The following is a 10711-nucleotide window of genomic DNA, read 5'->3' as shown; positions in this document are numbered from 1 at the left end:
TATTGTCCTGTGAGCTTCCCAACGCTGGCTTTTGACCAGTGCAGGTCACAGTAGGGTTACTCCAAATGGATAGAGCAGCGTTTACACGCAATACATTACGCGACTTCGTGTCGCACCTCAGTCTCAGGAACAGTCTCAGGGACAGGAACATTCTCAGGAACAGTCTCAGGGACAGGAACAGGTACAGTTACAGCCGGATTTGCCGCTTCGATTTCGGCAAAAGCGGCATTTGCCGGATTTGCCGCCGTTTGCCGCTCTTTGCTGTTGGTCACAAGGGCGCCCCGGCGGCCCGCCTGACGGCGCTTTTCACGGGTGGCGTCCCATTTTTCGATGCTGGCGTCCAGGCGCTGGCAGATGAACTCCCATGCCATGGCCGCCACCGGGCTGTCCAGCTGGGGGACGGCGCCCGTCTCGGTATACTCCAGAATGGCGCAGAACAGCTGCCCCACATCCTCCATGGGGAGGCTGCGCAGGGGCTTGGCCCAATCGGTATAAAACAAAACGCTGGTCTTTTTCTCGGGTGTATCCATGACGGCCTCCTTTGGCGTGATGTGGGATGCGGCGGGGCGAAATGCTTTTGCATCCAGTGTAACGCACCCGGCCCGGGAGGGACAGGGTGTCCTTTTGGAGGGAATTTTCTGCGGTGGAAACTTTTGCGGGTGCGAACTGCGGCAGCGTCCAGTGGACCAAACAGCCTTGCGGCCTCGTTCCCCCGGAGGGGGATGTCGCGCAGCGACAGGGGGACACATTAAATGGGCGGAGGGTGGGTTTAGATCATAAATAAGCAAAAACTTTGCCGCTCTGCCCTTTAACACTCCATTTCTTTTCCTCTTTGTTCGCTGCGCTAGGCCCAGAGGGGGAGGGAGGGGGTTTCGACTCCCCCTCCCTACCCCCTCTGGACTCCCTACCCTCCCTAACGACCAGGGTCTGAACCCTGGACCCAGATAGGGAAGTCGCGTCGTTCAAAAGCCTAAAAAACACTGTCATGCCTGGCCCGTGGAAACTTACAGGGCCTCAAATGGCGGCACGGGTGTTTTTCTTAACGGCTTTTGCCCGCCGCTCCGATTGGTACCACATGCCCGCTTTGGCGGGCTGGTGAATCAAGAGTATCCAAGGCTCTAAAGAACAGAGTGTTTTGGATATGTATTTTCTGAATTTTTGCAATGATATATTGTGTTTTTTTAATAATCAGTATATAATGATTTCAATAGAGAACAAATAGCTCTATTTTAAGAATTAAAAGGAGGAATTGAAATGAAATCGATGAAATTTGCGGCTCGGTTTATATCGATTGTATTTGCTGTTATGGTGATTTTTGCGGGTTGTTCATCAGAAGCAGGCTCAGGTTCAAGGATGGTCTGGATTCCGACCAATGGGGGGACTAAATATCACAAAGATTCTGACTGTAGTTCCATGATCAATCCCGAACATGTAACACTGGAATATGCAGAAGCTCAAGGTTATACACCATGCCAGCGGTGCTATTAAATTGTGAATAGCAAGCAAAACAAAAATAGTTTTTTGTAGTATATAGAATTCAAATGAAATAGAAAGAAAAAGCGGTGCAGCTTGCATAGGGCAAAGCTGCCCCTTTTTCTTTCGCGCGAACCGTGGTATACTATAAAAACAAAGCGGCTGCCGGCAATGGGGCGGGGGGCGGCTTTGGGAAACAAAGAAAAATTGAGAGAGAGGCGAATGAAATGATTGAGTGCACCAGCACCGGCGCATACCTGGCCCGGGGCCAGTGGATTATGGCGGACGGGAACGCCCCGGCCGCCCTGGCGGCGCTGGGTTTTGACGCGGACGCCGCGGCCAAAGCCCAGCAGGGGACCATCGCGTGGGGGATTCTGCAGTCCCACAACACCAGCGGCGACCCCGAAAACCTGAAAATCAAGTTTGACGCCATGGCCAGCCATGACATCACCTTTGTGGGCATCATCCAGACGGCCCGGGCCTCGGGCCTGGAAAAGTTCCCGCTGCCCTACGTGCTGACCAACTGCCACAACAGCCTGTGCGCGGTGGGCGGCACCATCAATGAGGACGACCACCGGTTCGGCCTGTCGGCGGCCCAGAAGTACGGCGGCATCTTTGTGCCGCCCCACCTGGCCGTCATCCACCAGTACATGCGGGAGAAATTCGCCGGCTGCGGCAAGATGATTCTGGGCTCCGACTCCCATACCCGTTACGGCGCCCTGGGCACCATGGCCATCGGCGAGGGCGGCGGCGAGCTGGCCAAACAGCTGCTGGGCCGCACCTATGACGTGGCCCGGCCCGGCGTGGTGGCCATCTACCTGACCGGATCCCTGCCGGTGGGCTGCGGTCCTCACGACGTGGCCATCGCCCTGGTGGGCGCCCTGTTCAAGAGCGGCTATGTCAAGAACAAGGTGATGGAGTTCATCGGCCCCGGCGTGGCCAGCCTGCGCCAGGACACCCGCAACGCCATCGACGCCATGACCACCGAGACCACCTGCCTGTCCTCCATCTGGGAGACCGACGAGACCACCCGGAAATATCTGGCCGCCCACGGCCGGGCCGCCGACTACAAGGCCCTGGCCCCGGCCGACCTGGCCTATTACGACGGGGTGGTGAAGGTGGATCTGTCGGCCATCCGGCCCATGATCGCCCTGCCCATGCACCCCTCCAACGCCTTCACCATCGAGGAGCTGAACGCCAACCTGGAGGACATCCTCCACGCCTGTGAGCAGGAGGTCCAGAAGCTGGTGGGCCGCACCGACGTGAAGCTGGACCTGTGCTCCAAGATCGAAAACGGCAAGCTCCGTGTGGATCAGGGCGTCATTGCCGGCTGCGCCGGCGGCCTGTACGACAGCATCGTGGAGGCAGCCTCCATCCTGAAGGGCCGTACCGGCGGCTGCGGCGAGTACGCCCTCAGCGTCTATCCCGCCAGCCAGCCCGTCATGATGGCCCTGGACAAGGCCGGGGCCCTGTCCAGCCTGATGGCTTCGGGCGCCACCATCCGGACCGCCTTCTGCGGCCCCTGCTTCGGCGCCGGCGACGTGCCTTTCAACGGGGCCCTGTCCATCCGCCACACCACCCGCAACTTCCCCAGCCGCGAGGGTTCCAAGCCCGGCGTGGGCCAGCTGGCGGGCGTGGCCCTGATGGATGCCCGCAGCATTGCGGCCACCACCGCCAACGGCGGCATCCTGACCCCGGCCACCGCCATCGACTACGACCCCACCGTCCCCGAATACACCTTCGACGACACCAGCTATCAGGCCCGCGTGTACCAGGGCTTCGGCCAGGGCAACTATGACGCCCTCCTCAAGCTGGGCCCCAACATCAAGGACTGGCCCGAGATTGCCCCCCTGGGTGATAACCTGCTGCTGAAGGTGGCCTCCTACATCACCGACCCCGTCACCACCACCGACGAGCTGATCCCCTCGGGCGAAACCAGTTCCTACCGCTCCAACCCCCTGGGCCTGGCCGAGTTCACCCTCAGCCGCAAGGACCCCGCCTATGTGGGCCGCGCCAAGGAAGTCCAGGCCGAGGAGGCCGCCCGCCGCGCCGGCCAGGGCGACGCCGCCCTGCTGGCCCAGATCCAGGCGGTGCCGGGCTGTGAGGGCCTGACCTGGGACGACGTCCAGATTGCCTCCACCATCTTTGCGGTCAAGCCGGGCGACGGTTCCGCCCGGGAACAGGCCGCCAGCTGCCAGCGCGTTCTGGGCGCCGGGGCCAACATCGCGGTGGAATACGCCACCAAGCGCTACCGCTCCAACCTCATCAACTGGGGTATGCTGCCCTTCCAGATCGCCGGGCCCACCCCCTTCGGGCTGGGGGACTATATCCTGGTTCCCAACGCACGCAAGGCCCTGGCCGGGGACCTGAGCGAGATTCCCGCCTATGTGCTGGGAGACACCCCCACCGCCTTCACCCTGTCCATTGCGCCCCTGACCGCCGACGAGCGGCAGATCCTGGCGGATGGCTGCCTGATTAACTTCTACAAACACTGATCCCGGGGGCGGCCCCGCCCTCCGATGCCGTTTGCCGCAGAAGTTGCGCCCTTTGGGGCGGCCTCTGCGGCAAATTGGTTGTCCGGCGGGGCTGCGTCCGCTTGCAAAAGGAGACCGTGTTCCTCTCTTGCGCTGAGCTGATTTTTGCTTTGCGCCCCGGAGGACGCTCACAAAAACCGGAGCGCTGCGCCAGTTTTGCCGCAGGCAGTGCTTGACTCAGCTGCCCGGGAAAGGAGGCTTCGCCATGCCCGGCGACCTGCACAATCATTCCACCTGTTCGGATGGGTCGGTGCCCATCCACCGCATCCCGCCCATGGCGGCCCGGGCGGGTCTGTCCGCCCTGGCCCTGTCCGACCACGATACTTTCCTCAGCGCGGCCTACTGCTACGCCCACCCCGAACAGGAGGGGGTGAAGCTGATTCCCGCCGTGGAGCTCACCGGCTACGACTATGAGCGCCGGCACCGGGTTCACCTGCTGTGCTACTGGCCCCAGGATTGTCCCGAGCTGCGGGCCCATTGCGACACCATGCGCCGCCGCCGCAACGAGTGCTGTCTCCAGAGCGCCCGGGAACTGGAGGGGATGTACCCCCAGTTCCGCACCGAGCAGGCCCTGGAATACGCCCAGGACAGCGGGGTGCTGTACAAGAGCGGCATCATGCAGGCCCTCCATGAGTTGGGCCTGTGCGACAGCGTCTATGGGGAGGTGTACCATTACCTGTTCGGATGGAATCCCCGGGGCGTGGTGCTCCACAGCCCCGAATACCCCACCGTGGACGAGGTTCTGGACATCGCCCGTGCCGCCAAGGGGGTGGTGGTGTTCGCCCATCCCACCGTCTATAAGAGCATGCCGCTGGTGCGGCAGCTGGCGGCGGAGGGACGGATCGACGGCATCGAGATCGACCATCCCCGCAACAGCGAGGAGGACAAGGCCGAATGCCGCGCCCTGTGCGCCCAATATAACCTGATCGTCACCGGCGGCACCGACTTCCACGGGGCGAATTCGGCCCATCCCCACCCGGTGGGCACCTGCACCACCGCCGACGACCAGATCCAGCGCATCTGCGGCCTGGCCCGGCAGCGCCAGGGCCGGCTGGGCGGCTGACACCCGTCCCGGACGCCCGGCGGCGGGACCGGCGGGACCAAAACCGGCCCGGCGGGCGGACTGCGGCGGGCTGATACCTGCTGAAAGGCGGCGGGGCGGATTCCGCCCTCTGCCTGCAAGATACACCCGGCGGCCCCGAAAGCCCCGGGAACACATGACAAAAGAAGGAACGTGAATACTATGACTTATACTTTTCCCAACCAGGGGACTTGTTCCCGCATGACCATGATTGAGCTGGCTCCCGACCACACCATCGAGTCCATCCAGGTGATGGGCGGCTGCAACGGCAACCTGAAGGGCATTGCCAGCCTGCTGAAGGGCATGAAGGCGGAGGACGCCATCGCCCGGATGGAGGGCGTCACCTGCGGGTCCAAGCCCACCAGCTGCCCCGACCAGATCGCCAAAAACCTCCGCAAAGCCCTCGCCGCCCTGGAAAACCAGTAACTTACTTTTTCGGAGAAAAAGTAAGCAAAAGGCAGCGGCGGCGACCGCGTCCAGTGGACGAAACAGGGAGCCGTGGTTGGCTGCGCAGCCGAGGCGCTGCCTGCGGCAGAAACAGCCGAGGCGGAGCAGGGGCAGCGGTCTGCTTTTTGCGAGGGCGCGACGACGCCCGAAGCAAAAACAGGGCACCGCAACCCGGAGCCGCGCTCCGGTTTTTGCAAGCGCCCTCCGCGGCGCGCCGCAAAAATCGGCTAAGCGCAAGAGGTTTCAATGTGTACCATACACTTTCCGGGTCTCCGGAACTTCCGCGGGGCCTTTACGCCACTGCTCGCTCCCGGCGTTTGGGGCTGTGCCCGGGTACGATGCAAAGCCCGTTTTGACCTGATTCTTTTACCCGGTACGCCCTGAAAACCTATAAAAATACGACAACCCTCGTCCATCTCTGGGCGGGGGTTGTTTTTGGTTTAGAGCTTTTTAGAGCTTTTTGGAGCGGCAGCTTTGCAGTCTGCTCCCCCGGAGGGGGATGTCGCGCAGCGACAGGGGGACACATTAAATGGGCGGAGGGTGGGTTTAGATCATAAACAAGCACAAACTTTGCCGCCCTGCCTTTGAACACTCCATTTCTTTTTTCTCTTTGTTCGCTCCGCTGGGGCCAGAGGGGGAGGGAGGGGGTTTCGACTCCCCCTCCCTACCTCCGGGTTGCCGTTACCCAAATTTTCAGCGCGGGCCGCTGCCCGCTTGAAAATTTGGACGGCTGCCCCTGCTCCGCCTCGGCTGTTTCTGCCGCAGGCAGCGCCTCGGCTCCGCAGCCTCTGGACTCCCTACCCTCCCTAACGACCAGGGCAGCTTTGGCCCGGCGCGTCCAGTGGACGAAACAGCCGGGCCAAAGCTGGCGCAGCGCTCCGGTTTTTGCAAGCGCCCTCCGTGGCGCGCCGCAAAAATCGGCTAAGCGCAAGAGGACTGACCCCTGGACCCAGACAGAGTGGTCGCTCTGGGCAAAAGCCTAAAAAAACACGACGGCCTTGGCTCGTTAAAACTTCGAGCGCTTACAAAAGACGGCCCGGTTTTTTCTTAACGGCTTTTGCCCGCCGCTCCGATTTGTACCACATGCCCGCTTTGGCGGGCTGGCGGTTCAGTGGGTCTTTTGGTGCTGTAGGGCGCAGACTTTGAAACCGCTACGCTCTACCCTTTTATGATCTAAACCCACCCAACCGCCCAATAGCGGAACCCCTGCGGCCTGTGGGCCTGTCCTCTTGCGCTTAGCCAATTTTCCCAGCGGGCGGCGGTGCGCCCTTGTGAAAATTGGAGCGCGGCGCCAGCCTCGCCTCCCTGTTTCGTTCACTGAACGCGGTCGGCTCGGCTGCCCCTGACAGGGGCTCAAAACCAAAAACAACCCCCGCCCAATAAAGGACGAGGGTGATTGTATGTTATAGGTTTTCAAAACGTACCAAATGAGCAAACCAGGCTACGCGAAACTTTGCATCGTACCGCGCCACAGGCGCAAACGTAACGAACGAGCAGAGACGTAAAGGCCCCGCGAAAGTGTCGGAGACCCGGAAACTTGATGGTACACAGTGAAGCTTTTTGCCAAGCTTTTTCTCGAAAAAGCGGGGGGCTTGCAATCCGGGGCGGAATATGATAAAATAACATATGCTCACGGCCAGGCTGTGGGCAACCAGGTCGGACAGCGCCTTGCTGCGCGGTTCGGCATACGGATGCGGGCCCTGTACGACTGGGCCGCTGTGAACCAGGTCAGGTGGGGAACCAAGCAGCCTTAAGCGGCGTGCACGGTGCGTTTCAGCCAGCCTGCATTCGTATGCCGAGCTTCGCAAGGCGGGGGAACCTCCCCCGCAGCGCTGTCCGCTTTTTTTATTATCCGTACCGTTCGGGAGGTGTGGGAATGTATCGTGCGCTGTACCGCAAATGGCGGCCCCAGCGGTTCGAGGACGTGGTGGGCCAGCGCGCCATCGTGGCCGCGCTGAAAAATCAGGTGGCTTCCGGCCGTGTGGGCCACGCGTACCTGTTCACCGGCGTCCGCGGCACCGGCAAAACCACCTGTGCCAAGATCTTCGCCAAAGCCGTCAACTGCCTCAACCCCCAGGGCGGCGACCCCTGCTGTCAGTGTGCGGTCTGCCGCGGCATCGACGGCGGCAGCATCCTGGACGTGGTGGAAATGGATGCCGCCTCCAACAACGGCGTGGACGATATCCGGGACCTGCGGGACGAGACCGCCTACACCCCCAGCAGCTGTACTTATAAGGTATACATCATCGACGAGGTGCACATGCTGTCCACGGCGGCGTTCAACGCCCTGCTGAAAACCCTGGAAGAACCCCCCGCCCACGTCATCTTTATTCTGGCCACCACCGAGATCCAGAAGGTGCCCGCCACCATCCGGTCCCGGTGCCAGCGGTATGACTTCACCCGCATCAGCCCCGAGGACATTGCGGGCCGGGTGGCCCAGGTGGCCGCCGCCGAACAGCTGTCCCTCACCGACAAGGCCGCCGCCCTCATCGCCCGTCTGGCCGACGGCGCATTGCGGGATGCCCTGTCCATCCTGGACACCTGCGCCGGCGTCACCGCCGACATCGACGAAAACGTGGTCCGCCGGATGGCGGGCGTCACCGACCGGAGTTATCTGTTCCGGATCTCGCAGGCGGTGTCCGCCCGGGACGCCGCCGGCGCCCTGGCCGAGCTGGCCGCCCTGCGCCAGCAGTCGGTAGACGTCAAGCGCCTCACCGAGGAACTCATCGCCCACTACCGCAGCCTGATGCTGGCCGCCCTGCCGGGAGGCCAGGAACTGCTGAGCGGCGTCTCCCCCGACGAGGAAGCCCTCTATCTGGAACAGGGCCCCGCCCTGGGCCGGCGGGAGGCGGTGCGGGCCATTCGGGCGCTGGGCGTGGCGCTGGAACACATGGCCCGGGGCAGCGACCAGCGCATCGAGCTGGAACTGGCCCTGTTCAGCCTCACCGAACCCGCCCAGACCCAGCAGGCCGCCGCGGTTCCGGCTGCGGCTGCCGCCCAGCCGGCGCGTCAGGCCGTTCCGGCGGCCGCCCAGCCCGTCCGGCAGGAAACCACCGTCCGGCCCTTTGCGTCTGCGCCGGTCTCCCCTGCCCCCGCCGCACCGGCTACGGCCCCCGCGGCACAGTCTGCACAGGACCTGCCCCCCTGGGAAGAACCCGCCGCACCGGCTACGGCCCCCGCGGCCCAGTCCGCACAGGACCTGCCCCCTTGGGAAGAGCCCGCCGCACCGGCCGCCCCCGCGGTGCAGTCCACGCAGGATTTGCCGCCCTGGGAAGAACCCGCCGCACCGGCGACGGCCCCTGCGGCACAGTCTGCGCAGGACCTGCCGCCCTGGGAAGAACCCGCCGCACCGGCGGCCCCTGCGGCACAGTCTGCGCAGGACCTGCCGCCCTGGGAGGAGGAAGCCCCGCCCGAAGAACCGGCGCCCCCGGCCCCCTGGCCTGAGACGCCCCCCGAGGAACCGGCCGCCCAGCCGGTGTATGCCGCCGATCCTCAGCTGGACAAGCCCCGCCGTGCGGCCGCAGACGGGGTCAACCCCTATCCCCAGTGGGCCGAGGTGGTGAACCGCATCCAGCAGACCGACCCCATGCTGTACGGCTACCTGAAGAAGTCCAAGGCCTATTTCGACGGGGTGCGGGTGCTGATCGACGGCGGCAAGACCTTCCGGGATTTCATCCGGGTGAACAAGGGCAGCCAGCGGCTGATTAAGAAACTGATTGCCGAAGTATCGGGCATTGCGGTGCCCATCGGGCCCTACGAGCCCGAGAAAACCGCAGCCCGTCAAAAGACCACCGCCGAGGACTCCCTGCACAAGCTGGAAGCTCTGGGCCTGGAGGTAACCATCGAGGACAACGCCCGCAAGCGGCGGTCCTGACATCACAACCACAACGGAGGAATTTTGCCATGAAAGCAAGAATGCCCGGCGGCTATGGCCGTCCCGATATGAACAGCCTGATGCGTCAGGCCCAGAAGATGCAGAGCGACATGCAGGCCAAGCAGGCCGAGCTGGAGCAGACCGAATACACCGCCAGCGCTCCCGGCGAGATGGTGACGGTGACCATGAACGGCAAGCATCAGGTGGTGAACGTGACCATCAAGCCGGAGGCCGTGGACCCCGACGACATCGAGATGCTGCAGGATCTGGTGGCCGCCGCCGTGAATGCGGTGGTGGAGACGGTGGATCAGGCTGCCGCCGCCGAGATGGGCAAGCTGACCGGCGGTCTGAACATCCCCGGCCTGGGCCTGTAAGGGAGGGCCGGCATGAGCAACACCGCCGCGCCGCTGGAAGTGCTGATTGACGAGCTGAAGCGGCTGCCGGGCCTGGGAGACAAGAGCGCCACCCGCCTGGCGTACCAGCTGATGAACCTGTCGTCGGAACAGACCGACCGCCTGGTGCAGGCCATCCGCGGGGTGCACACCAAGCTGAACCGGTGCCGCCAGTGCCAGAACTATACCGAAGGGGACCTGTGCCCCATTTGTTCCGACCCCAAGCGGGATCATTCGGTGATCTGCGTGGTGGAGACGGCCCGGGACGTCCAGGCCATCGAGCGGACCCGGGAATACCGGGGCCTGTACCATGTGCTGTACGGCCTCATCAGCCCGGTGAAGGGCATCGGGCCCGAAAATTTGACCATCCGGGAACTGGTGAACCGGATGTCGGACACCACCGTCAAGGAGGTTATCATGGGCCTGCCCCCCAGCGTGGAGGGCGACGCCACTTCCATCTATCTGGCCCGCACCCTCAAGCCTCTGGGCGTGCGCACCACCCGTCTGGCGTCGGGCGTGCCGGTGGGCTCCAAGCTGGAGCAGGCCGACCGCCAGACCATTTTCCGCGCTCTGGAGGGCCGCCACGAGCTGTAAGCTTGTGTCATTGACTGTATTTTCCTGCCCGCCGCGGGGCATCCTGTTTTGGGGTGTTCCTCCGGCGGGCGGGTTTTTTGTTTAAAGGGCAGCTTTGGCCCGGCGCGTCCTGCGGACGAAGCAGCCCTTGCGGTCTATTCCCCCGGAGGGGGATGTCGCGCAGCGACAGGGGGACACATTAAATGGGTGGAGGGCGGGTTTAGATCATAAATAAACAAAAACTTTGCCGCTCTGCCCTTGAACACTCTATTTCTTTTCCCTTCTTGTTCGCTGCGCTGGGCGGGGGGGGGGGGGGGGGGGGGGGGGGGGGGGGGGG

8 protein-coding genes and 1 other RNA gene are annotated in these 10711 nt (G+C 63.2%); 8 read left to right on the top strand and 1 reads right to left on the bottom strand.

From position 1 onward, the window contains the following. Positions 1 to 95 precede the first annotated feature (95 nt). Positions 96 to 530, bottom strand: a complete 435-nt coding sequence (locus tag B5E67_RS14665) for a DUF6291 domain-containing protein (protein WP_087385846.1) — start codon at positions 528 to 530, stop codon at positions 96 to 98. Between the two features lie 724 nt (positions 531 to 1254). Here B5E67_RS14665 and B5E67_RS15525 point away from each other — a divergent pair. The 8 genes from B5E67_RS15525 (at position 1255) to recR (ending at position 10395) form a co-directional block, all read left to right on the top strand. Then, a complete protein-coding gene (locus tag B5E67_RS15525) occupies positions 1255 to 1488 on the top strand; it encodes a hypothetical protein (protein WP_143405442.1) in 234 nt (77 codons plus the stop codon). A 212-nt stretch (positions 1489 to 1700) separates the two neighbouring features. Beyond that, a complete protein-coding gene (locus B5E67_RS14660; RefSeq protein ID WP_087385845.1) occupies positions 1701 to 3968 on the top strand; it encodes a hydratase in 2268 nt (755 codons plus the stop codon). Positions 3969 to 4212: 244 nt separating this feature from the next. Further along, complete coding sequence (locus B5E67_RS14655; RefSeq protein WP_087385844.1) at positions 4213 to 5070, top strand: PHP domain-containing protein; 858 nt, start codon at positions 4213 to 4215, stop codon at positions 5068 to 5070. Positions 5071 to 5250: 180 nt separating this feature from the next. Further along, positions 5251 to 5514 (top strand): TIGR03905 family TSCPD domain-containing protein, encoded by a 264-nt coding sequence (locus B5E67_RS14650; RefSeq protein ID WP_087368815.1) that lies wholly within the window; start codon positions 5251 to 5253, stop codon positions 5512 to 5514. 1712 nt (positions 5515 to 7226) lie between these two features. Further along, positions 7227 to 7326, top strand: an RNA gene (ffs, locus tag B5E67_RS14645) — signal recognition particle sRNA small type. A gap of 85 nt (positions 7327 to 7411) precedes the next feature. Beyond that, positions 7412 to 9409 (top strand): DNA polymerase III subunit gamma/tau, encoded by a 1998-nt coding sequence (dnaX, locus tag B5E67_RS16050; RefSeq protein WP_087385843.1) that lies wholly within the window; start codon positions 7412 to 7414, stop codon positions 9407 to 9409. 29 nt (positions 9410 to 9438) lie between these two features. Next, the gene (locus B5E67_RS14635; protein ID WP_087249435.1) at positions 9439 to 9783 is read left to right on the top strand and encodes a YbaB/EbfC family nucleoid-associated protein; all 345 of its coding nucleotides are present in this window, start codon (positions 9439 to 9441) and stop codon (positions 9781 to 9783) included. A 12-nt stretch (positions 9784 to 9795) separates the two neighbouring features. Next, positions 9796 to 10395, top strand: coding sequence for a recombination mediator RecR (gene recR / locus B5E67_RS14630; RefSeq protein ID WP_087368813.1), 600 nt, complete (start codon positions 9796 to 9798; stop codon positions 10393 to 10395). Positions 10396 to 10711: the final 316 nt, after the last annotated feature.

The organism is Faecalibacterium sp. An122, assembly GCF_002160895.1.
GTDB lineage: Bacteria > Bacillota > Clostridia > Oscillospirales > Ruminococcaceae > Faecalibacterium.
This window is presented reverse-complemented; position numbering and strand designations above follow the sequence as displayed.

Excerpts from the sequence above, each read along its gene's own strand:
- B5E67_RS14665 (WP_087385846.1), bottom strand. The coding sequence starts at position 530 with ATGGATACACCCGAGAAAAAGACCAGCGTTTTGTTTTATACCGATTGG.
- B5E67_RS15525 (WP_143405442.1), top strand. The coding sequence starts at position 1,255 with ATGAAATCGATGAAATTTGCGGCTCGGTTTATATCGATTGTATTTGCT.
- B5E67_RS14660 (WP_087385845.1), top strand. The coding sequence starts at position 1,701 with ATGATTGAGTGCACCAGCACCGGCGCATACCTGGCCCGGGGCCAGTGG.
- B5E67_RS14655 (WP_087385844.1), top strand. The coding sequence starts at position 4,213 with ATGCCCGGCGACCTGCACAATCATTCCACCTGTTCGGATGGGTCGGTG.
- B5E67_RS14650 (WP_087368815.1), top strand. The coding sequence starts at position 5,251 with ATGACTTATACTTTTCCCAACCAGGGGACTTGTTCCCGCATGACCATG.
- dnaX (WP_087385843.1), top strand. The coding sequence starts at position 7,412 with ATGTATCGTGCGCTGTACCGCAAATGGCGGCCCCAGCGGTTCGAGGAC.
- B5E67_RS14635 (WP_087249435.1), top strand. The coding sequence starts at position 9,439 with ATGAAAGCAAGAATGCCCGGCGGCTATGGCCGTCCCGATATGAACAGC.
- recR (WP_087368813.1), top strand. The coding sequence starts at position 9,796 with ATGAGCAACACCGCCGCGCCGCTGGAAGTGCTGATTGACGAGCTGAAG.